This window comes from Streptomyces sp. NPDC056600 (assembly GCF_042792855.1).
In the GTDB taxonomy this organism is placed as follows: domain Bacteria; phylum Actinomycetota; class Actinomycetes; order Streptomycetales; family Streptomycetaceae; genus Streptomyces.
Genome location: NZ_JBHTVQ010000018.1, coordinates 80057 through 100323, shown reverse-complemented (window position 1 = coordinate 100323; position 20267 = coordinate 80057). Strand labels below are relative to the sequence as shown.

The 20267-nt window shown below is 74.0% G+C and carries 20 protein-coding genes; 9 read left to right on the top strand and 11 right to left on the bottom strand.

The window, feature by feature from the left end; genetic code table 11:
- Positions 1-136: 136 nt before the first annotated feature.
- Positions 137-325: a DUF5703 family protein gene (locus tag ACFRAV_RS12290; RefSeq protein ID WP_108956220.1), complete on the bottom strand. Its 189-nt coding sequence runs from the start codon at positions 323-325 to the stop codon at positions 137-139.
- Positions 326-372: 47 nt separating this feature from the next.
- On the opposite strand from ACFRAV_RS12290, the gene ACFRAV_RS12285 reads away from it, so the two are divergent.
- Positions 373-1008 carry a hypothetical protein gene (locus ACFRAV_RS12285; RefSeq protein WP_382554216.1) on the top strand — a complete coding sequence of 212 codons (636 nt, stop codon included), beginning with the start codon at positions 373-375 and terminating at the stop codon, positions 1006-1008.
- A 155-nt stretch (positions 1009-1163) separates the two neighbouring features.
- Here the strand turns inward: ACFRAV_RS12285 and ACFRAV_RS12280 are convergent, their stop codons facing one another.
- Entirely contained in the window at positions 1164-3602 is a 2439-nt protein-coding gene (locus tag ACFRAV_RS12280) for a helix-hairpin-helix domain-containing protein (RefSeq protein ID WP_382554214.1), read from the bottom strand.
- The gene (locus ACFRAV_RS12275) at positions 3599-4582 is read right to left on the bottom strand and encodes an aldo/keto reductase (protein WP_382554211.1); all 984 of its coding nucleotides are present in this window, start codon (positions 4580-4582) and stop codon (positions 3599-3601) included. The genes ACFRAV_RS12280 and ACFRAV_RS12275 overlap by 4 nt, the downstream gene beginning before the upstream one ends.
- A gap of 183 nt (positions 4583-4765) precedes the next feature.
- Here ACFRAV_RS12275 and ACFRAV_RS12270 point away from each other — a divergent pair, with 183 nt between their 5' ends.
- From ACFRAV_RS12270 to ACFRAV_RS12260, 3 genes are all read left to right on the top strand, one after another.
- Positions 4766-5821: an LLM class F420-dependent oxidoreductase gene (locus ACFRAV_RS12270; RefSeq protein ID WP_382554210.1), complete on the top strand. Its 1056-nt coding sequence runs from the start codon at positions 4766-4768 to the stop codon at positions 5819-5821.
- A 243-nt stretch (positions 5822-6064) separates the two neighbouring features.
- Positions 6065-6859, top strand: a complete 795-nt coding sequence (locus tag ACFRAV_RS12265) for a ferritin-like domain-containing protein (protein ID WP_382554208.1) — start codon at positions 6065-6067, stop codon at positions 6857-6859.
- Positions 6860-7041: 182 nt separating this feature from the next.
- Entirely contained in the window at positions 7042-7428 is a 387-nt protein-coding gene (locus ACFRAV_RS12260) for a YchJ family protein (RefSeq protein ID WP_382554206.1), read from the top strand.
- A gap of 32 nt (positions 7429-7460) precedes the next feature.
- Here the strand turns inward: ACFRAV_RS12260 and ACFRAV_RS12255 are convergent, their stop codons facing one another.
- From ACFRAV_RS12255 to ACFRAV_RS12240, 4 genes are all read right to left on the bottom strand, one after another.
- Positions 7461-8021, bottom strand: a complete 561-nt coding sequence (locus tag ACFRAV_RS12255; protein ID WP_382554203.1) for an NUDIX hydrolase — start codon at positions 8019-8021, stop codon at positions 7461-7463.
- A gap of 44 nt (positions 8022-8065) precedes the next feature.
- The gene (locus tag ACFRAV_RS12250) at positions 8066-8641 is read right to left on the bottom strand and encodes an NADPH-dependent F420 reductase (protein ID WP_382554202.1); all 576 of its coding nucleotides are present in this window, start codon (positions 8639-8641) and stop codon (positions 8066-8068) included.
- Between the two features lie 213 nt (positions 8642-8854).
- On the bottom strand, positions 8855-10255 hold the full coding sequence (locus ACFRAV_RS12245) for a GntP family permease (RefSeq protein ID WP_382554200.1): 1401 nt from the start codon (positions 10253-10255) through the stop codon (positions 8855-8857).
- A gap of 104 nt (positions 10256-10359) precedes the next feature.
- Positions 10360-10884, bottom strand: coding sequence for a gluconokinase (locus ACFRAV_RS12240; protein WP_382554199.1), 525 nt, complete (start codon positions 10882-10884; stop codon positions 10360-10362).
- 129 nt (positions 10885-11013) lie between these two features.
- Here ACFRAV_RS12240 and ACFRAV_RS12235 point away from each other — a divergent pair, with 129 nt between their 5' ends.
- The 3 genes from ACFRAV_RS12235 to ACFRAV_RS12225 all read left to right on the top strand — a co-directional run bounded on the left by ACFRAV_RS12235 (position 11014) and on the right by ACFRAV_RS12225 (position 14110).
- Positions 11014-11715: a FadR/GntR family transcriptional regulator gene (locus tag ACFRAV_RS12235; RefSeq protein ID WP_382554197.1), complete on the top strand. Its 702-nt coding sequence runs from the start codon at positions 11014-11016 to the stop codon at positions 11713-11715.
- Positions 11716-11867: 152 nt separating this feature from the next.
- Positions 11868-12893 carry a phosphotransferase family protein gene (locus ACFRAV_RS12230; RefSeq protein WP_382554195.1) on the top strand — a complete coding sequence of 342 codons (1026 nt, stop codon included), beginning with the start codon at positions 11868-11870 and terminating at the stop codon, positions 12891-12893.
- 2 nt (positions 12894-12895) lie between these two features.
- On the top strand, positions 12896-14110 hold the full coding sequence (locus tag ACFRAV_RS12225; protein ID WP_382554192.1) for an acyl-CoA dehydrogenase family protein: 1215 nt from the start codon (positions 12896-12898) through the stop codon (positions 14108-14110).
- 66 nt (positions 14111-14176) lie between these two features.
- Here the strand turns inward: ACFRAV_RS12225 and ACFRAV_RS12220 are convergent, their stop codons facing one another.
- From ACFRAV_RS12220 to ACFRAV_RS12210, 3 genes are read right to left on the bottom strand one after another with little or no spacing between them, the layout of a single operon-like run.
- Positions 14177-14770 (bottom strand): TetR/AcrR family transcriptional regulator, encoded by a 594-nt coding sequence (locus ACFRAV_RS12220; RefSeq protein WP_382554189.1) that lies wholly within the window; start codon positions 14768-14770, stop codon positions 14177-14179.
- Positions 14771-14820: 50 nt separating this feature from the next.
- The gene (locus ACFRAV_RS12215) at positions 14821-16479 is read right to left on the bottom strand and encodes an AMP-binding protein (protein WP_382554187.1); all 1659 of its coding nucleotides are present in this window, start codon (positions 16477-16479) and stop codon (positions 14821-14823) included.
- Positions 16476-17243, bottom strand: a complete 768-nt coding sequence (locus tag ACFRAV_RS12210; RefSeq protein ID WP_382554186.1) for an SDR family oxidoreductase — start codon at positions 17241-17243, stop codon at positions 16476-16478. The genes ACFRAV_RS12215 and ACFRAV_RS12210 overlap by 4 nt, the downstream gene beginning before the upstream one ends.
- Positions 17244-17492: 249 nt before the next feature.
- On the opposite strand from ACFRAV_RS12210, the gene ACFRAV_RS12205 reads away from it, so the two are divergent.
- A complete protein-coding gene (locus tag ACFRAV_RS12205) occupies positions 17493-18767 on the top strand; it encodes an exo-beta-N-acetylmuramidase NamZ domain-containing protein (RefSeq protein ID WP_382554184.1) in 1275 nt (424 codons plus the stop codon).
- Positions 18768-19013: 246 nt separating this feature from the next.
- Complete coding sequence (locus ACFRAV_RS12200) at positions 19014-19619, top strand: hypothetical protein (RefSeq protein ID WP_382554182.1); 606 nt, start codon at positions 19014-19016, stop codon at positions 19617-19619.
- A 99-nt stretch (positions 19620-19718) separates the two neighbouring features.
- Here ACFRAV_RS12200 and ACFRAV_RS12195 read toward each other — a convergent pair whose 3' ends face one another.
- Positions 19719-20261 carry a TM2 domain-containing protein gene (locus ACFRAV_RS12195; protein WP_382554180.1) on the bottom strand — a complete coding sequence of 181 codons (543 nt, stop codon included), beginning with the start codon at positions 20259-20261 and terminating at the stop codon, positions 19719-19721.
- Positions 20262-20267: the final 6 nt, after the last annotated feature.

Genomic DNA, 20267 nt, shown 5'->3' with positions numbered 1-20267 from the left:
CGGGCGGGGGCGCGGGGCGGGCGGGTGTTTTCACCTCCCCCGGGGCTCGCCCGGGGGGGTTTCAATTGACCCCCGGGGGCACACCCCCTCTGCGGGGTGCGGGGGGCCCCGCCGGGGGGGCCCCCGCTTCACCCGTTCACCATGTCGCGCGTACCTGTCGGATGATCCGTCTGCGCAGCCGCACCCTGCGGCTGCCGTCCCGCATCAGGCTGAGGCGGTACAACTCCCAGTGCCCGTACTCCGCGTGGTCCGTCAGCAGGCGTGCCGTGTCCTTGCGGGAGACCCCGCGCGGTACGTACACGTCGACAAATTCGTATTCGGCCATCGCATCCATTGTGCGGGCACCCGCCCGGTACGGATAGCGTCTGCACCATGTCTGATGCTGCGCAGCCCACCGCTGCCGAGGTCCGTGCCGCCGTCGAGGCGGTCAAGGTCGCGCTCGACCGCCACCTTGCGGCGGTCGAACGGCGGTCGGGGGAGGACGACCCGGCCGTCCACGAGGCGTTCAACCAGCTGGCCGCGGCGGCCGAGGTCTACGACGAGCTGCTGTACACGGTGCACGACGAGGTGACGCCGTTCGAGATCCCGGGGATCGAGGAGTCCCTCCCTCCGTACGAGGGACCGGCCGAGCCGCAGGCGGTCGGCGTGCTGATCCGGCGGGACTACACCGTCACCGAGCCGCAGCGGCTGCTGGCCGCCGCGCGCCGGATCGAGGAGGCGGACGAGGACGCGGCGGACGACCTCGGCGACGAGGCGTTCTCCAGGACGACGCACGGTGCGCTGGGGCTGCTGTTCGGCGAGTACGAGCCGGACGAGATCGCCTCGCGGCACCGGGAGTTCGGGCTGGAGGAGGGCGACTCCACGCTCTGGGTGACGGCGCAGGAGGAGCCCGCCGAGGCCGGTGAGTGGCTCGCCGCCCCCTTCGAGGCCGCGGACCCGGCGCAGGTCGTCTGCCGCTTCGACGTCTCCGCGGTCTTCGACGACGACTCCGACGACGACCTGGGCTGACGGGACCGACGCCGGATGTCGCGCGGAGCCCGCAGGGTGCGGGCATCGCGTGCGTCGCGGGCGTCGCGTGCGTCGCCCTTCTGCGCACCGCAGGACCCCACGGACCCCGTGGGCGACCCGGACCGGCCGGGCCGCCCGCGGGGTCTCCGCTCGCGTCAGGCCTGACGGGCGGCCCGCAGGAGGGCCGGGAGGCGGGTGGTGCGGGGCCGGGGCGCACCGGAGGCGACCGCCTCGGCGAGGGCCGGGCCGACGCCCTGGACGACGGACAGGTGCCGCTCCGCCCGGCCGAAGGCGGTGTACACCCACGCCCGGTCGAGCGCGGCCCCGGCATCGCCGGGCAGCACCGCGACGACGGCGGGCCAGCGCTGCCCGACCGCCTGATGGGCCGTCACCGCCCAGCCGTGGCGCAGGGTGCGCTCGACGGCGTCCGGCGGCACGACGACCGTCGCGCCGGCCAGGTCGAGGTGGAGTCCTTCGGCGTCCCCCTTGGCGACGCGCCCCAGGACCGTGCGCCCGGGCTCCGGCGACCAGGCGAGCCGGTCCCCGGGGTCGAAGCCGCCGAAGCGGCCGGGGCCGGGGTTGAACCGCTCCTTGAGCGCGGCGTTCAGCACCCGGGTGCCGACCGCGCCGCCGTGGCCGGGGGTGAGGACCTGGGTCTGCTCGGGCGGCACGCCGATCGCCCGGGGCACCGAGTCCGCGATCAGCTGCACCGTCCGGTGCACCGCCTCGCGGGGGTCCCGGACGGGCACGACGGCGACCTCGTGACCGGGCGACTCGACGGTGATCAGCTCGCCCACCCCGATGGCGGAGACCAGCTCCCCGACCGGCCCGGGGTCGGGCGTCCGGGAGGCGACCTGCGGGCACACCTTGGCGGCCAGCAGGTCGGCGAAGACCCGGCCGGGCCCGGCCGACCACAGCACTGCCGGGTCGCCGCCGAGGACCAGCCGGGCGCCGTCGGGCAGCGACTCCACCAGGACGGCGGCGCTCTCCACGCCGAGCTGGGGGGCGTCGAGCACCACCAGCAGGTCGAGGCCGAGCGCCCCGTCGGCGTCCCGGGCCGGGCCCTGGGCCCCGGAGAGCAGCCCGGCGGTGGTGACGACGGCCCGCTCGTCCACGGGCCCCCCGGCCAGCGCGGCGCGCAGCCGGCGGCGTCCGTCCGCGGTGTGGGTGACGGCGCACACCCGCAGCCCCAGGGAAGCCGCGGCGGCGAGCAGGGCGGCGGGTTCGGCGCGGGCCGCCTCGCCCCCGGTGTGCAGCACCAGCGCGTGGCCGGCGACGGCGCGGACCAGGTCCGAGGCGGAACCGCGCAGCCGCGCGGCCGCCGCCTCCCAGTCCTCCGCCGATCCCGCGGGCGTGGTGTTGACCAGGCGGGCCAGGCCGTCGGCGAGGCTCTCCTCGGCCATGGCGTAGCGCTCGAGTCCGACGAGCACCCGCACGGGGCGCTCCTCCTCGGCCTCTTCGCCCTCCTCCGCGGATGCGGCCGGAGCGACGGCGGGGGCCGCGGCGGGGACGTCGTCCAGCGCGTCCTGGAACACCAGCACGTCGCCCTCGGCCACCGCGCTCTGCACGGCGGCGTCCGGGTCGGGCACTCCCTGCGCGCCGAGGGCGGCGGCCAGGGCGGGCGCCTCCAGCGCGGTGTGCCCGGACAGCGCCGCCCGCTCCAGCGCCCGCACGGTGAGCGCGCGGCCGCGGCGCTCGTCGTCGGGGCGGACCTCGGGGCCCAGCAGGGCGCGGGCGAAGGCGTCCGCGTGCTCCGGCCGGACGCCCTCGACCCGCAGCAGCTGCCAGGGGTCCTCACGCAGCAGCACGTCGGCGCCCTCGCCGAGCACGGCGGCGGCGGACGGCGCGAGGGCCTCGGGGGCTCCTCCCGCCGCCAGGACGGCGCGCACGGACTCCACGGCGGCCGGGTCGGGCCCTGCGGGGGCCGCGGCGGGCGGCGGGGTGGGGCGGGGCCGCTCGGGCTCCGGCACGGCGGGCCGGCGCGGGGCGGGCGGCTCGCTGAACACGCTTCCGGCGGGCTTCTCACCCTTCTCGACCGCGCGCACCGCGGCGAGCAGTTCGGCGGCGGTGCCGGACAGCTTCCCGCCGGCCTCCACCGGGCCCTGCTTGGCCGCCTTGCGGCGCTCGATCCGCTCGCGCTCCCGCTTCTGCGCCAGCAGCTCCGCCTCCGCCTCGGACATCTCCGCCGCGGCCGTCCCGCCGTCCTCCGCGGCCACCGGCTCCGCGACGTCGGTCTCCCCGGACGCGGCCTCCTCGCCGTCGGCCTCCGCAGCCGCGGGTTCGTCGCCGTGGTCCTCCGCGGGCCCCGTCCCGGCGCCGTCGCCGGCGCTCTCCCCGGCGGCGTCCACGGGGGTCTCCCCGGCGGTCTCCCCGGCGGCTGCGGCGACCTCGTCGCCCGGCTCCGCCGATGCCCCGGCTCCCGCGACGGCGTCCCCCGCGGGGTCCTGCGGGGCTCCCTCGGGCGCGTCCCCCGCGGGCTTCACCGCGGCCTCACCGGCAGGCCTCTCGGCGGTGGTCCGCTCCGCGGTCCGGTCGGCGCCCTCGTCCCGCGGCCCCGGCTCGGGTTGCTCCGTGGTCTCGGGGTCCGTCGTCACAGCGTGCTCCAGTCGTGATCGGGATAGCGGTGCTCGGGCGCCGACACGTCGTCGAGAGCCCTGCAGATCTCGTCCGGAAGCGTAAGCGTCTCCACCGACAGTGCCGCCTCCAGCTGCTGCGGCGTGCGCGCCCCGACGACCGGGGCGGTGACCCCGGGCCGGTCGCGGATCCAGGCCAGCGACACCTGGAGCGGCGTGACGGCCAGCCCGTCGGCGGCGGTGGCCACCGCGTCGACGATGCGCGCGGCGGCGTCGTCGAGGTACGGGGCGACGAAGGGGGCGAGGTGCTCGGAGCCGCCGCGCGAGTCGGAGGGGGTGCCCGTGCGGTACTTGCCGGTGAGCACGCCGCGCCCCAGCGGCGAGGACGGCAGCAGGCCGATGCCCAGCTCGCGCGCGGCGGGCAGCACCTCCCGCTCGACACCGCGCTGCAGCAGCGAGTACTCCATCTGGGTGCCGGCCAGCGCGGTCCGCGCGCCGGGCACGGCGAGCTGCCAGGTGGCGGCCCGGGCGAGCTGCCAGCCGCAGAAGTTGGAGACCCCGACGTAGCGGGCGCGGCCGCTGGTAACGGCGATGTCGAGGGCCTGCAGCGTCTCCTCGAGCGGGGTGCGGTCGTCGTACGCGTGCACCTGCCACAGGTCGACGTGGTCGGTGCCGAGGCGGGCGAGCGAGGCGTCGAGGGCGGCCAGCAGGTGGCCGCGCGAGCCGTCGACGCGGCGCTCGGGGTCGGGCACGCTGCCCGCCTTGGTGGAGATGACCAGGTCCTCGCGCGGCACCAGGTCGGCGAGCAGCCTGCCCAGCAGGTACTCGGCCTCGCCGCCGCCGTATATGTCGGCGGTGTCGACGAGGGTGCCGCCGGCCTCCCAGAACGTCCGCAACAGGTCGGCGGCCTCGTGCTCCTCGGTGTCCCGGCCCCAGGTGAGGGTGCCGAGCCCGATGCGGGACACGCGCAGGCCGGTCCGGCCGAGATGCCTCTGCTTCATGGACGCGCACATTACTGGCCGGATTCGTCTCCCGGGGAACCCTGTGGACAACCCGGGCCAGGCCCTTACCGCCAGTCACCCTCCGACGTGACCCGCGTCGCCCCCTCCCCCGCTCCCCACCGGGCCCTTCGCGCGCTAGGGTCCTGCTGGACAGGGACGTTACTGATCGGTAAGGGGTGCGGTATGCGGCTCGGGATCAACCTCGGCTACTGGGGCGCCGGAATGGACTCGGACAACCTGGAGGTGGCCAAGGAGGCCGACCGCCTGGGGTACTCCGTCTGCTGGGCCGCGGAGGCCTACGGCTCCGACGCCGCCACGGTGCTCAGCTGGGTCGCGGCCCAGACGGAGCGCATCGACGTCGGTTCGGCGATCTTCCAGATCCCGGCCCGTCAGCCCGCGATGACGGCGATGACCGCGGCCACCCTGGACTCCCTCTCCGGCGGCCGTTTCCGCCTGGGCCTGGGCGTCTCGGGCCCGCAGGTCTCCGAGGGCTGGTACGGCGTCAAGTTCGACAAGCCGCTCGCCCGTACGCGTGAGTACGTGGAGATCATCCGCAAGGCGATGACCCGCGAGCGCCTGTCCTACGAGGGCCAGCACTGGACGCTGCCGCTGCCGGGCGGCCCGGGCAAGCCGCTGAAGCTGACCGTGCACCCGGAGCGCGAGCACATCCCGGTCTACATCGCGGCGATCGGCCCGAAGAACCTGGAGCAGACCGGCGAGATCGCGGACGGCGCCCTGTTGATCTTCCCGTCGGCCGACCACCTCGAGGAGACCGCGGTCCGGCACATCCGCGCGGGCCGCGAGAAGGCGGGCAAGACGCTGGAGGGCTTCGACATCGTCCCCACGCTGCCGCTGGCCGTGGGCGAGGACAAGGACGTCCCGGCGCTGGCCGACGTCTTCCGCCCCTACACCGCGCTGTACGTGGGCGGCATGGGCAGCCGGAAGCAGAACTTCTACAACCAGCTCGCCCAGCGCATGGGCTACGAGCAGGCCGCCGCCGAGATCCAGGACAAGTACCTGGCGGGCGACAAGGACGGCGCGGCCGCCGCGGTCCCGCAGGACCTGATCGACAGCACCACCCTGCTGGGCTCGGTGGACCGGATCGCCGACCGGATGAAGGCCTACGCCGCCGCCGGCGTCACCACCCTGACGCTGGCCCCGGCAGGCTTCACGCTCGAGGAGCGGATCACCGCGCTGCGCGCCGGCATGGAGGCCCTGGAGCGCGCCGACCTCACCTGAGGCCCGGTGCCGGAATTCCGGCACGTAGGGGAGCTCTGCGGCCGTGGTGGGGGCTCGGGGGTCCTCCCCGCCACGGCCGTCACGGGGAACAACGCGCCGGCGGCGCGCCGGTTACGTGCCGGCGCCGTCCGGCGGTCCTCCGATCGGCCCATCGGCCGCCCGGAGCTGTTGCGCCGCCCGGGGCACGGCCGTTGACTCGGTCTCCGGAGATCCGCGTCCGTGTCCTCGGAAGAGGGGTGCCCCATGCTTTCCGCCAGGAGTCTGTTCCAGGAGATCTTCGACAACGACGAGGCGTTCCGCCTGTTCTGCTCCGTCGCCGCCGGCGGTGAGGCGCAGGGCGGCTGGGAGAACGCCCGGATCGCGGCGCTGGTGCCGGCCGAGGAGCGCGAGATGGGGCCGCGGATCGCCCGCCACGGAGCGGACGAGGACAAGCACGGGCGGATCTTCACCGCGCTGATGCGCAAGCGCGGGCTGGAGCCGGTGGAGGTCCCGACGGACGTCGACTACACGATGCTGCTGGAGCGCGACGGCATCGGGCTCCCGCACCACAAGCTGCGCCGCGAGGAGCAGTTGAGCGTTCGGGACCTGGTCGTGTACCTCGCGCACAGCCGGGTCACCGAGCAGCGGGCGTCGGAGCAGATGCGGCTGCTGTGCGCCGTCTTCGGCGACCACCCGGACGTCGGGCGTGCGGTGCGGATGATCTCCTCCGACGAGGACCACCATCTCGCCTACTGCCACGAGGAGCTGCTGCGGCTGTCGGCTGCCGGGTACGGGCGGCTGATCCGGCGGACGCTGCGCGAGACGGCGCTGGCCGAGATCGCGGTCTACCGGGACGTCAGCATCGCGGTGATGGCCCGCATGGGCCGGATCCTCGGCTGGACGGCCCCGAAGCGGGCCGCGCTGACCGCGGGCATCCACGCGATGTACGCCCTCGAGCGCGCGGGCGGCTGGCGGCGCATGGTCACCCTGCGGATGCCGGAACCGGCGATGCGCGACGCCCTGGGCGGCCCGGCCGTCCCGGCCCCCGAGTTCGCCTGAGCCCACGCCCGACCCGTCCCTGGCCCCGGCGGCCACGACCCGTCCCGAGCCCCGGCGGCCACAACCCGGCCCACGCCCCTGCCCTCCCGGTCCTGTGCGGCCGGGCGGTCCCGGTCCCACGCGGCTCGGCGGCGAGGGGGACCGAGGACGGCGGAGCCCCCGGGGGCGGGCAGAATGGGCACATGTCCACCGCGCGTTCCTGCCCCTGCGGGCTGCCTCGGCCCTACGACGCCTGCTGCGGGCGGTTCCACTCCGGTTCCGCCTTCGCGGCCACAGCCGAGCAGCTGATGCGCTCCCGGTACAGCGCCTTCGTGAAGCTGGAGGCGGGGTACCTGCTGCGCACCTGGCACCCGCGGACCCGTCCGGCGGAGCTCGACCTGGACCCCGGCACCCGCTGGACGGGGCTGGAGATCCTGGCCGCCGAGGGCGGGACGGCCTTCCACTCCACCGGCACGGTCACCTTCCGCGCCTCCTACCGCGGCGGCGCGATGACCGAACACAGCCGCTTCGAGCGGGAGCAGGGCGGGTCCGGGGCCTGGCTGTACGTGGACGGCGACGTCCAGGGCTGAGCCCGGACCGGGCCGGACCGGGCCGGGCCCGCTCAGGCGCGTCCGCGGAGCTCCCGCAGGCGGTGGTAGGCGGCCAGGCCGTCCGGCACCCACTCCCAGGCGTCGATGCGGTCCGTCAGCTCCTCCTCCGTGAGAAAGGCGTGCCAGGCGACCTCCTCCGGCTGCGGCCGGACCGGCTGCTCGCAGCGGACCTGGTGGACGGCCGACCACCAGCTGTTCCCGGCGCCGTCGTCGTAGAGGAACTTGTCCAGGAACTCCGGCTGCGGCAGCCCGCTCACCCCCAGCTCCTCCTCGGCCTCGCGCAGGGCGGCCACCTCGTAGGACTCCCCCGCGCCGACCACCCCGCCCACGAACATGTCGTACAGGGAGGGGTAGACCAGCTTGGTGGCCGTCCTGCGGTGGACGAAGACGCGGCCCTCGGCGTCCCGCGCCTCGACGAAGACGCACCGGTGCCGCAAGCCCCGCGCGTACACCTCCCCGCGCGGCCGCCGGCCGACGACCCGGTCGTGCTCGTCGACGACGTCGAGGATCTCCTCCGCCGAACGTGCGGCGTGCGCGGCCAGGATGTCCGCGTCGGACTCGGAACCGGTCATGCCGACATCCAACCGCACCCGCCGCCGTGCGGCCGCTCCCGCGCTCAGTCCACGACGCCGAACCCGCCGGTCCAGGCGATCTTCTCCCGCGCGGCGAGGGTGAGCTGGAGGAATCCGAGCGCCTCCAGTTCGCGGGCGCGCCTGAGGGACCCGGCGTCGACGGCGCGCAGGCCGCCGGCGGTGACCACGCCGGCGAGCAGCGCCTTGGAGTCGGCGTCGTCGCCGGCGACCAGGACGGTGGTGGGCAGCTCGCCGACGGTTCCGGACGCCAGCGTGGCGGCGAAGGTCGTGTTGAAGGCCTTCAGCACCTTGGACCGCGGCAGCGCTGCGGCGATCGCGGCCGCGGCGGAGCTGTCGGCGGGGACGACGAGGGAGTCGAAGGTCGTGAAGTCCAGCGGGTTGGTGATGTCCACGACGACCTTGCCGGCCAGTTGCTCGCCGCGCGCGCCGAGAACGGCGTCGACGGCCGGGTAGGGCACGGCGAGGACGACGATGTCGCCGGTGAGGGACTTGTCGGCGTCGGCCTTGCCGAGCAGCTCGACGGTGCTGCCGCCTCGGGTGGCGACGCCGGCGATCGCCTGGCCCATGGTGCCGGTGCCGATGATGCTGAGATGTGCCACGAGGCGCTCCTTGGGGACGGACCTGAGAGGTTGTCGCTCCCACTGTCACCTCGGGTGCGGCCCCGGCCCGCTCCTCACCCGACCGTGACGCCCTCCGACCACCCGAACGCACCGCAACGCCCGGGCGGCTGCGGCCGCGCCGGGCGCACGTGGCCCGCGGCCGTGACCGGCGTGCAGCGGACCGGCCGCTCCACCCCGGTCACGGCAGCAGGGCTAGACGAAGACCGACAGCAGCAGCACCGTCGCTCCGCCGACCACCGAGATCAGCGTCTCCATCACCGACCAGGTCTTGATCGTCTGGCCGACGGAGAGCCCGAAGTACTCCTTGACCAGCCAGAACCCGGCGTCGTTGACGTGGCTGAAGAAGACCGATCCGGCGCCGACGGCCAGGACCAGCAGCGCCGTCTCCGCCGGGGACATGCCCGCCGCGAGCGGGGCGACCAGGCCGGCCGCCGAGATGGTGGCGACCGTCGCCGAGCCGGTGGCCAGACGGATCACCACGGCGATCAGCCAGGCGAGCAGCAGCGCGGGGATCGACCAGTTCTCGGATATCTCGAGGATCATCTGCCCGACGCCCGAGTCGATCAGGGTCTGCTTGAAGCCGCCGCCCGCGCCGACGATCAGCAGGATGCCGGCGATCGGGGCGAGGGACTTCTCGACGGTGGTGGAGAGGCGCTCCTTGGTGAATCCGGCGGCGCGGCCCAGCGTGAACATGCCCACCAGCACGGCCGCGAGCAGGGCGATCATCGGGGAGCCGACGACGTCGAAGACGCGCTGGACGGAGTTCTCCGGGTCGTCCACGACGATGTCGACCAGCGCCTTGGCCAGCATCAGCACGACCGGCAGCAGCATGGTGGCGAGGGTCGGGGCGAAGCCGGGGCGCTTGGCCGGGTCCTGGTCCTCGTCGACGACGGGGACCATCCGCTCGGGCGCGGGCACGTCGACCCAGCGGGCGGCGTAGCGGGAGAAGAGCGGACCGGCGACGATCACCGTGGGAATCGCGACGACCAGGCCCAGCGCCAGCGTGAGGCCGAGGTCGGCGTCCACCGCGTCGATGGCGGCCAGCGGGCCGGGGTGCGGCGGGATCAGGCCGTGCATCACGGAGAGGCCGGCCAGGGCGGGGATGCCGATCCGCATCAGGGAGAAGTTGCCGCGGCGGGCCACCATCAGCACCACCGGGATCAGCAGGACCACGCCGACCTCGAAGAACAGCGGCAGGCCGATCACCGAGGCGATCAGCACCATCGCCCACGGCATGGCCCGGCCGTTCGCCTTGGCCAGGATGGTGTCGACGATCCGGTCGGCGCCGCCGGAGTCGGCGAGCAGCTTGCCGAGGACGGCGCCCAGGGCGATCAGCACGCCGACGCCCGAGACGGTGGAGCCCAGTCCCGTGGTGAAGCTGGCGATGGTCTTGTCCAGCGGGGCGCCGGCGAAGGCGCCGAGGGCCAGCGAGCCGACGGTCAGCGCCAGGAAGGCGTGCAGCTTGAACTTGGTGATGAGCACGACGATGACGGCGATGCCCGCGAGCACGGCGATGCCCAGGTGGGCATGGCCGGCCGAGGTGATCGGCTCGACGGCGTCCGCCGCCAGAGTCTCGACGCTGAGTCTGGTCACGGTGGTTCCTTGCGAGGGGGGTGCGGGGGCCTGGGTGTGGGGGCGGGTGGTGCGGGGTGGGCCGTGGGGACCCGTGGGGAGAGGAAGGCGGGGGTGGGCGGCGATCAGGCGGCGGCGCGCACGGCGGCCTCGGCCGTCCGGGCGATCTCCTCCGGCTGTGCGGCGAGGTCGACGACGACGCCGGCCTCGTCGGGCTGGAGCGGCTGGAGGGTGGCGAACTGGGAGTCCAGCAGCGAGCGGGGCATGAAGTGCCCCTTGCGGCCGGCCATCCGCTGCTCGACCAGGGCGCGGTCGCCGCTCAGGTGGACGAAGAACAGGCCGGGGCCCGCGGCCCGCAGACGGTCGCGGTAGGCCCGCTTGAGGGCCGAGCAGCTGACCACGCCGCCGGTGCCGCGGCGCTCGTGCGCCCAGGCGCCGATCAGGTCCAGCCAGGGGGCCCGGTCCTCGTCGTCCAGCGGGGTGCCGGCCGTCATCTTGGCGATGTTGGCGGGCGGGTGGAACTCGTCGCCCTCGGCGAAGGGGACGTCGAGGAGCTCGGCGAGGCGGCGGCCGATCGTGGTCTTGCCGGTGCCGGCGACCCCCATGACCACCACGACCGGTGGGACGGGCTGGGCGGGTTCAGGGGCCATGGTCTTCTCGCAGTCTTCGTCGACTCTCGTCTGCCGGGGACACTGAAACTCATGTGATGTGACAAATTCAAGACCGAGGACTTAAAAAGTCTGACTTTTGAGGTGTGCGACATCCCATACCCTGATGCCATGACCGTCCAGGCCCGCGGGCTGCACGCACAGGTACTCGACCGCCTCGGGCCGGCGATCACCGCGGGGGAGCACCCGCCCGGCAGCGTGCTGCGCACCGACGAACTCGCCCAGCAGTACGGGGTCTCGCGGTCCGTGATGCGCGAGGCGGTGCGGGTCCTGGAGTCGATGCAACTGGTCGCCTCCCGCCGCCGGGTCGGCGTGACGGTGCGGCCGGTGGAGGAGTGGAACGTCTACGACCCGCAGGTCATCCGCTGGCGGCTGGCCGGCGCCGACCGCGCCCGTCAGCTCCGCTCGCTCACCGTCCTGCGCTCCGCCGTCGAGCCGGTGGCGGCCGGTCTGGCCGCGCGCCACGCCTCGCCGGAGCAGTGCGCGGAGCTGACGCGGTGCGCGCTCGGCATGGTGGCCACCTCCCGCGGGCAGCGGCTGGCGGAGTACCTGGTCCACGACGTGGCCTTCCACCGGGTGATCCTGAGCGCCTCGGGCAACGAGATGTTCGCGCGCCTCGGTGACGTGGTGGCCGAGGTCCTCGGCGGACGCACCCGCCACGAGGTGATGTTCGAGGATCCGGACCCGGCCGCCGTGACGCTCCACGTCCGGGTGGCGGAGGCGGTCCGCGAGGGCGACGCGGCGGAGGCGGAGCGCCTGACCCGGGAGATCACCGTGGGCGCGCTGCGCGAGCTGGACATCCTGGCGCCCTGAACCCCCCGTCGCGGAAGCCCTCGGGAGGCTCCGCGCCGGCCGCGCGGGGCAAGGTTGTTCCCGTCACGTTAGGTTCCGGCTATGGACGGCATACCGACCGGTCGGCATCATGATCTGGTGTCTTCGTCGTCGTCGCCCGAAGGAGCTCGAGAATGAGCCGCCCCGACCATCCGCCAGGCCTCGATCCGGTCCGGCTGCGCGAACTGCTCGAGCGTGAGCGGCCCGGCCTGCTGCGGGGCGAGCTGTCCGCCCGCCTCATCGAGGGCGGCCGGTCGAACCTCACCTACCACGTCACCGACGGCGTCGGCCGCTGGGTGGTGCGCCGTCCGCCGCTGGGGCACGTGCTGGCCACCGCGCACGACATGCGACGCGAGCACCGGGTGATCAGCGCCCTGCACCCGACGGCCGTGCCGGTGCCCGCCCCGGTCCTGTTCTGCGAGGACGAGGAGGTGCTGGGCGCGCCGTTCTACGTGATGGAGTTCGTCACCGGCACGCCGTACCGGACCGCCGAGCAGCTCGCCCCGCTCGGCCCCGGGCGCACCCGCGACGCGGTGCTGGGGCTGGTGGACACCCTGGTGGAGCTGCACGCGGTGGACCCGGAGACGGTCGGGCTGGGCGACTTCGGCCGCCCCGAGGGCTTCCTGGAGCGCCAGCTGCGCCGCTGGGGCAAGCAGCTGGCCGCCTCCCGCAGCCGTGAGCTGCCGGGCATCGACGAGCTGCACGCCGCGCTGGGCGCCCGGCTGCCGGACTCCCCCGCGCCCGCCGTGGTGCACGGCGACTACCGCCTGGACAACGTGCTGATCGGCGAGGACGACCGGATCAAGGCCGTCCTGGACTGGGAGATGTCCACCCTGGGCGATCCGCTGACCGACCTCGGCCTGCTGGTCATGTACAGCACGCCGCACGGGCTGCCCGGCTCCCCCGTCTCCACCACCGCCGAGGCCGCGGGCCACCCCGCCCCGGCCGAGCTGGTCGAGCGGTACGCGGCGCTGTCCGGCCGTGACGTCTCGGCCGTCTCCTGGTACACCGCCTTCGCCTGGTTCAAGCTCGCGGTGATCCTCGAGGGCATCCACTACCGGTACACGCTCGGCCAGACCGTCGGCGGCGGCTTCGACCGCATCGGCGATCTGGTGCCCTACTTCATCGAGCACGGCCTCACCACTCTGCAGGAAGGCTGATCATGGACTTCGCGTTCGACGCGCGCACCGAGGAACTGCGTACCGAACTCCTCGCGTTCATGGAGGAGTTCGTCTACCCGGCGGAGGCGGTGGCCCGCGAGCAGCGCGCCGCGCTCGCCGACCCGTGGGAGCACGTGCCGGTGCTGCACGACCTGCAGGCCGAGGCCCGTCGCCGCGGGCTGTGGAACCTGTTCCTGCCGGACGCCGAGTACGGCGCGGGGCTGACCAACCTGCAGTACGCCCCGCTCGCCGAGATCACCGGCCGTTCCCCGCAGCTGGCCCCGGACGCCCTGAACTGCGCGGCGCCGGACACCGGCAACATGGAGCTGCTGAACCAGTTCGCCACCGACGAGCAGAAGAAGCAGTGGCTGGAGCCGCTGCTGGCCGGCGAGATCCGCTCGGCCTTCGCGATGACCGAGCCGGAGGTGGCCTCCTCGGACGCCACCAACATCACCACCCGGATCGAGCGGGTGGGCGACGAATATGTGATCAACGGCCGGAAGTGGTACATCTCCGGGGCGATGAACCCGGCGTGCCAGATCTTCATCGTGATGGGCAAGACCGACCCGGACGGCGCGGACATCCGCCGTCAGCAGTCGATGGTGCTGGTCCCGCGCGACACCCCGGGTCTGCGGGTGGAGCGGGCGATGACGGTCTTCGGGTACGGCGACGAGTACCACGGCGGGCATGCCGAGGTGGTCTTCGACGACGTCCGGGTGCCGGTGTCGAACCTGGTCGGCGAGGAGGGCGGCGGTTTCGCCATCGCCCAGGCGCGGCTCGGTCCGGGCCGCATCCACCACTGCATGCGGCTGATCGGCATGGCCGAGCGGGCGATCGAGCTGATGTGCCGCCGGGCCGTGTCGCGCACCGCCTTCGGCAAGCCGCTGGCGCAGCAGGGCGTGGTGCAGAACTGGATCGCCGACGCGCGGGTCGCGGTGGAGCAGCTGCGGCTGCTGGTGCTGAAGACGGCCTGGATGATGGACACGGTGGGCAACAAGGGTGCGCACACCGAGATCCAGGCCATCAAGATCGCCACGCCGCGGACGGTGTGCGGGATCCTCGACCAGGCCATCCAGCTGTTCGGCGCCGGCGGGGTCTCGCAGGACTTCCCGCTGGCGGAGCTGTACGCCGGGGCGCGGACGCTGCGGCTGGCCGACGGGCCGGACGAGGTCCACCAGCGGTCGCTGGCCCGGCGTGAGCTGAAGAAGTACCTCTAGGCGCACGAAGGCGCGGGGTGGGGACGAGCCGGGCTCGTCCCCACCCCGCGCCTTTCGCCGTCGGCGTCAGGGCCGCAGCGCGCGCAGCAGCAGGTCCGCCAGGTGGTCGGCCACCTCGCGCGGGCCCAGCGGGCCGTTGGGGCGGTACCAGGTCGACAGGTGGTGGATGGAGCCGAAGTGGTAGTCGACCACCAGGCTGGCCGGTGTGGCGCGGGAGAAGACGCCCGCCTCCTGGCCCTCCTCGATGAGCCCCTTGAACTGCTCGTGGTAGCGCCGCCGCTCGGCCCGCACCTGCTTGTTCTTCTCGGGACTGAGGTGGTGGATCGACTGGAAGAAGATCGACGCGTCGTCGAGGTTCTCGATGGTCGTCACGACCACGTCGGCGGCCGCCTCGCGCAGCCGGCGCTCCACCGGGGCGTCCAGCCGCGCGAAGTGGTCCAGCCGCTCCTGCTGGAGCCGCAGCACCCGGGCGTAGACCTCGTGGAGCAGGTCCTCCTTGGAGCCGAAGTAGTGGTACAGCGCGCCCTTGGTGACGCCGGCCGCCTCCACGATCTCCTGCACGGAGGTGCGGTCGTAGCCGCGCTCCGCGAAGAGACGGGTGGCGGCGGCCAGCAGCCGCTGGGGAACGGGCGTGCCGTCTCCGTCCGTCGTCCTGGCCATCGTGCCGCCACCTGTCCTTCCGGTTCCTTCGTCGTACGCGTGTGCGGGAACTACTTCGTCGCGCGCAGTTCCCTGCGCAGGATCTTGCCAGTCGCCGTCTTCGGCAGGTCCGGCAGGATCTCGACCAGCCGCGGATACTTGTACGCGGCCAGGCGCTCCTTGCAGTATGCGGCGAGGTCGTCGCCGGTGACCTCGGCCCCCGGGCGCAGCGAGATGTACGCCTTCACCGTCTCCCCGCGGTAGCCGTCGGGGACGCCGACCACGGCCGCCTCGCGGACCGCCGGGTGGGTGTAGAGCACGTCCTCGACCTCGCGCGGCCAGACCTTGAAGCCGGACGCGTTGATCATGTCCTTCTTGCGGTCGACGACGTACAGCCAGCCCTGCTCGTCCATGAAGCCGATGTCGCCGGTGCGCAGCTCCCCGTCGGGGAAGGTCTCGGCGGTGGCCTCGGGGCGGCGCCAGTAGCCGGGCACGACCTGCGGGCCCTTGACGACGATCTCGCCCTGCTCGCCGAACGGGACCTCCTCGCCCTGGTCGTCCAGGACGCGCACCACGGTGTCGGCGCCGGGGACGCCGACGGCCAGGGTGCCGGAGACCGGGTCGACGGGGGCCCGCAGGCCGCCGACGACCGAGGCGCAGGGGGCGCTGCACTCGGTGAGCCCGTAGCCGTTCTGGATGTAGGGGCCGAAGGCGGCCTCGAAGGAGTCCACCAGCGCGGGCGGCAGCGGGGCGCCGCCGGAGGAGATCTGGGAGAAGGAGGTGAAGTGGTCCCGGCCGACGGACGGGTGGGCGGCCAGCGCCATGAAGGCGGTGGACGGGCCGACGGTGTAGGCCGGGCGGTGTTCGACGAAGGCGTCGAGCACCACGCCGGCCTCGAAGCGGTAGGCGAGCACCAGGCTGCCGGCGCTGTTCAGGGCGGCCAGGAACTGGCAGACCATGCCGGTGATGTGGAACAGCGGGGCGAGCGCGAAGTACGTGGCGTTCTCGGGCAGCCCGAGGCCGGTGGCCTGCCGCTCGGCGTTGTACATCAGGTTGCCGTGGGTGTTGGTGGCGCCCTTGGGGGCGCCGCTGGTGCCCGAGGTGTAGCTGATCAGCGCGATGTCGTCGGGACCGAGCTCGCGGCCCTCGGGCGCGGGGTGGCCGGCCCGGGCGGCCTCGGTGAGGTCCTCGGCGTCGGCGGCCACGGGCAGCCGCTCGAAGTCGAGGACGCGCTTGTCGTCGCGGCTCTGGAAGTCCAGCTCGCAGGCGGTGAGGGCGAACTCGACCGGGGTGCCGTCGGCGGCGTCGCGCAGGTAGGCCTCCCAGGCGCGGTCGGAGCAGATCAGCGCCCTGACCCCGCCGTCGGTGAGGACGTGCCTGACCTCGCCGGTCTTGTACATGGGGTTGACCGGCAGCACGGTCGCGCCGGCCTTCCAGGCGCCGAGGACGGCGAGCACGAAGGCCGGGGAGTTCTGCAGCAGCACGGCGACGCGGTCGCCCTTGGCCACGCCGCGGGCGGCGAGCCGGCCGGCCACCGAGTCGGTGAGGGCGGCGACCTCGCCGTAGGTGAGGCGGCCGTCGAAGTAGGCGAGGAAGGTCCCGTCCGCGCGGGCGGCCAGGGCGCGCTCCAGGGCGTGCACGGCGCTGGCCGGCGGCGTGAGGGGGGCCTTCTGCACGTCGGTCAGCAGGGCCAGCCAGGGCTTCGCCGCGTACCGGGATTCGGTCGTCATCGGATGCTCTCCCACTTCTGGTGCAGACGGTTCATGTGCGTCAGCCAGCGCTCCGGGTCGGCCGCCCGGGCCGCGTAGTACTCGGCGACCTCCGGGTGCGGGAGGATCAGGAAGCGGTCCTCGGCGATGCCCTTGAAGAGGGCGTCGGCCACGTCCTCGGGCTCGATCGCGGTGGGGGCGAGGACCAGGTCGCCCGCGCTGCCGGAGCCGGCCAGCATGTCGGTGCGCACGCCCTGCGGACAGATCGCGTGCACCTTGATCCCGCGGTGGCGGTAGGTGAGCGCGAGCCATTCGGCGTGGGCGTAGGCGGCGTGCTTGGTGGCGCTGTAGGGGGCCGCGCCGATCATGGTGAGCAGCCCGGCCGCGGAGACGGTGGCCACGAAGCGGCCCCCGCCGCGCTCCAGCCACTCGGGCACCAGGGCGCGGGCGGCGCGCACGTGCGCCATCACGTTGACGTCCCAGGCCCGCTCCCAGGCCTGGTCGTCGGGGGCGAGGCTGCCGTCGCTGCCGGCGATGCCGGCGTTGGCGCAGAAGACGTCGATCCCCCCGCCCAGGGCCTCGCGGGCGGGCTCCAGCACCGCCGAGGCGTCCCCGGGGACGGCGATCGCGCCGATCTCCTCCGCCACCGCCTCCGCCTTGTCCGCGTCCAGGTCGTTGACCACGACCCGGGCCCCCTCGGCGACGAAGCGTCTGGCCATCGCGGCGCCGATGCCGCCTCCCGCCCCGGTGACGACGACACGGGCATCTCGCACGGCTTCCACCATCGGTCTCCTCCGACACGACGTGACACGGCACTGTCGCCGCTGCACTGGCGGCGTCAGACTAACCGGTCGGTATGTTGCACGGAAGGGGTAGGAGCAGGGCCGTTCGGGGAGATCGGGCACGCGCGGGGGGTGGACCAGGACCCGCGTGGGCATGACACTCGGCACGGCCGCCCCACAAGGGCGCCGCAGCACCATCCGTCAGTGAGGAAGAGCCGGGCACCACCCCACGATCCACGGAGGTCACGCACCATGAGACTGTCCAGACGAGGTCTGCTCACCGCCGCCACGGCAGCCCTGTCCGCCACCGCGGCCGGCGCCGCGCAGGCGGCCGAGCCGTCCGGGCCGCCGGTCGGCGACACCCCTCCCCCGGGCGGACGGCCGCTGCGCACCGGGTTCGAGCGCCTCGTCGCGGACGGGTACGCGCCGCTCGCCGGCCGGAAGGTCGGCGTCGTCACCAACCCGACGGGCATCACCCGCGACGCCACGCACATCGTCGACGTGATGCACGCCGACGACCGGGTGGACCTGACGGCGGTCTTCGGGCCGGAGCACGGCTTCCGCGGCACCGCCCAGGCCGGCGGCTCCGAGGGCTTCTACGAGGATCCCGCCACCGGGCTCCCGGTGTACGACACCTACCTCAAGAGCGGCCAGGCCCTGGCGAGCATCTTCACCGCCTCGGGCGTGGACACCGTGGTCTTCGACATCCAGGACGCGGGCGCCCGCTTCTACACCTACATCTGGACGCTCTACGACTGCATGGAGGCCGCCGCCCTGGCCGGCAAGCGGTTCATGGTGCTGGACCGGCCCAACCCGGTCTCCGGCCGCTCGGCCGAAGGACCGGTGATGCACCCGCAGTTCGCCACCTTCGTCGGCCGCAAGCCGATCTCCCAGCAGCACGGCATGACGGTGGCGGAGCTGGCCCTGCTCTTCAACGGGGAGTTCCTGACCACCCCGGTGGAGCTGGAGACCGTCCGCATGACCGGGTGGCGGCGCGACGAGTTCTACGACGCCTCCGGGCTGCCGTGGGTGCCGCCGAGCCCCAACATGCCGACCCCGGACACCGCGCTGGTCTACCCGGGCACCTGCCTCTTCGAGGGCACCAACCTCTCCGAGGGCCGCGGCACCACCCGCCCCTTCGAACTGCTGGGCGCGCCCGGCGTCGACGGGTCATGGGCGGCGGCCGCCAACGAACTGGGCCTGCCCGGCGTGCGGTTCAGGGAGGCGTACTTCCAGCCGACCTTCAACAAGTACTCCGGCCAGACGGCCGGCGGCGTGCAGGTCCACGTCACCGACCGCGCGGCGTTCGAGCCGGTGCGCACCGGCATCGGGCTGCTGATCACCGCCAAGGAGACCTGGAGCGGATTCGCCTGGCGCGCGGACAACTGGATCGACAAGCTCACCGGCTCGACCGGGGTCCGCGACCGGATCGACGCGGGCGCGGGTCTCGACGAGGTGGTGGCCGGCTGGCAGGACGAACTGGCCGCCTTCCGCGCCACCCGGAAGCGGTATCTCCTGTACCGCTGACCAGGGTTGGGACCACGGGCGGGCCGCGTACCGACGCGGCCCGCCCGTTCTGTTCGCTCTTGTCGCGCATAGTCCCGCCGTCAACAGGAACCCGCATGGTGTGCCGTCCGGCTTATGGCAGACCTCGGCCGAACCGATGGAGCCGGTTGGGCGGCCGGCACGTCCGATGGGCGATGGCCTTGCGGCAGAGCCGAGTTGGACGACGTGGGACAGCAGTCGAGGGCACGTGCGACGGAGGTACGGTCGATGGCGGGATTCCGGAGTCTGGCGAGACAAGTGCGTGACCAGCGGTGCGACCTGGCGTTGCGGCGGTACTCGCTGCGCAAGTGCCTGGAGAGGTTCGCACCCTACGGCCACCGGGCGACCTGGGACCACCTCTGCGTCACCTGGGGGTTCGGCCCGGAGGACCGGTCCCCCGATCCGCGCCGGCTGGTGGGCGCGGTGGCGGAGCTGGAGCAGGCCCGGGAGATCTGGCTCCGTTACGAGGTGGCCTTCGCGCAGCGGCGGCGCCAGGAGAAGCACGACGGGCTGCGCCGGCCCGGCTCGGTGGACGACTGGCACCGCAGGACCTGGGGCGGATTCGGGATCGCCTGGTGCGACGATCCCCGCGTCCACCCCGTGGACCCGCTGCCGGAGGTGCTGCGCCGGCTGATCGGGGCGCTGGAGCGGGAGCCGGGGAGGAGCTGCCCGGTCTGCGGCGACGAGGATCTGGCCTGGCGGCACGGCATGAACCACGAACCGTCCAGCGGGCCGGTGTGCGTCGGGTGCGGGATCCTCGTCCCGCTGCCGGTGCTCACGCCGGAGGCCGTGGAGACGGCGCGGCGGGGACGACGGCAGCTGGCCGCCGTGTGACGACGGACCGGCCCCGGTGGCGCGCGGCGTGGAGGGCGCCCGCCACCGGGGCCGGTCCGTGATCCCGCGCGAGTCGCGGGCGGCCGGCCACCCGGACGGTCAGCCGCGCAGCGGACGGCCCTGCGCGTCGGTGTTGTCGCCGGCCAGCAGCAGGATGCCGTCGACCAGCGCCCAGATGCCGAGGCCGCCGCAGGTGAAGAGCTGCGCGACGGCGATGCCGACGTGGCCGGTGTAGAAACGGCCGACGCCGAAGCCGCCGAGGAAGAGCTGGAGCAGACCGGCGACCAGCTTCGACTTGTCCGAGTAGGGGCGCCCGTAGATGTCGTAGCCGTACGGCGCCTGGGGGTCGCCGGTCCAGGTGCCGGGCGGCACCTGGCCCTGGTAGCCGTACGGGCCGTAACCGGGGTACTGCCCACCGGGCGGGGGCGGGTAGCCGGGACCGGGACCCTGCGGGCCGGGCGGCGGCGGGTAGCTGTAGCCGGGCGCCTGCGCACCGGGCGGCGGCGGGTAGCCGTAGCCGGGCTCCGCACCGGGCGGCGGCGGGGGCGGATAGCCGTAGCCGGGCCCCTGCGGACCGGGCGGGGGCTGATGGCCCTTGGGTCCGTCCTGCGGGTATGGAGGCTGCTGGGGCTGGTCGGTCACGGGGTG

What these genes read in the sequence shown, in the direction of transcription:
- ACFRAV_RS12290 (WP_108956220.1), bottom strand. Translation starts at nt 325, where the DNA reads ATGGCCGAATACGAATTTGTCGACGTGTACGTACCGCGCGGGGTCTCC.
- ACFRAV_RS12285 (WP_382554216.1), top strand. Translation starts at nt 373, where the DNA reads ATGTCTGATGCTGCGCAGCCCACCGCTGCCGAGGTCCGTGCCGCCGTC.
- ACFRAV_RS12275 (WP_382554211.1), bottom strand. Translation starts at nt 4,582, where the DNA reads ATGAAGCAGAGGCATCTCGGCCGGACCGGCCTGCGCGTGTCCCGCATC.
- ACFRAV_RS12270 (WP_382554210.1), top strand. Translation starts at nt 4,766, where the DNA reads ATGCGGCTCGGGATCAACCTCGGCTACTGGGGCGCCGGAATGGACTCG.
- ACFRAV_RS12265 (WP_382554208.1), top strand. Translation starts at nt 6,065, where the DNA reads ATGCTTTCCGCCAGGAGTCTGTTCCAGGAGATCTTCGACAACGACGAG.
- ACFRAV_RS12260 (WP_382554206.1), top strand. Translation starts at nt 7,042, where the DNA reads ATGTCCACCGCGCGTTCCTGCCCCTGCGGGCTGCCTCGGCCCTACGAC.
- ACFRAV_RS12255 (WP_382554203.1), bottom strand. Translation starts at nt 8,021, where the DNA reads ATGACCGGTTCCGAGTCCGACGCGGACATCCTGGCCGCGCACGCCGCA.
- ACFRAV_RS12240 (WP_382554199.1), bottom strand. Translation starts at nt 10,884, where the DNA reads ATGGCCCCTGAACCCGCCCAGCCCGTCCCACCGGTCGTGGTGGTCATG.
- ACFRAV_RS12235 (WP_382554197.1), top strand. Translation starts at nt 11,014, where the DNA reads ATGACCGTCCAGGCCCGCGGGCTGCACGCACAGGTACTCGACCGCCTC.
- ACFRAV_RS12230 (WP_382554195.1), top strand. Translation starts at nt 11,868, where the DNA reads ATGAGCCGCCCCGACCATCCGCCAGGCCTCGATCCGGTCCGGCTGCGC.
- ACFRAV_RS12225 (WP_382554192.1), top strand. Translation starts at nt 12,896, where the DNA reads ATGGACTTCGCGTTCGACGCGCGCACCGAGGAACTGCGTACCGAACTC.
- ACFRAV_RS12220 (WP_382554189.1), bottom strand. Translation starts at nt 14,770, where the DNA reads ATGGCCAGGACGACGGACGGAGACGGCACGCCCGTTCCCCAGCGGCTG.
- ACFRAV_RS12215 (WP_382554187.1), bottom strand. Translation starts at nt 16,479, where the DNA reads ATGACGACCGAATCCCGGTACGCGGCGAAGCCCTGGCTGGCCCTGCTG.
- ACFRAV_RS12210 (WP_382554186.1), bottom strand. Translation starts at nt 17,243, where the DNA reads ATGGTGGAAGCCGTGCGAGATGCCCGTGTCGTCGTCACCGGGGCGGGA.
- ACFRAV_RS12205 (WP_382554184.1), top strand. Translation starts at nt 17,493, where the DNA reads ATGAGACTGTCCAGACGAGGTCTGCTCACCGCCGCCACGGCAGCCCTG.
- ACFRAV_RS12200 (WP_382554182.1), top strand. Translation starts at nt 19,014, where the DNA reads ATGGCGGGATTCCGGAGTCTGGCGAGACAAGTGCGTGACCAGCGGTGC.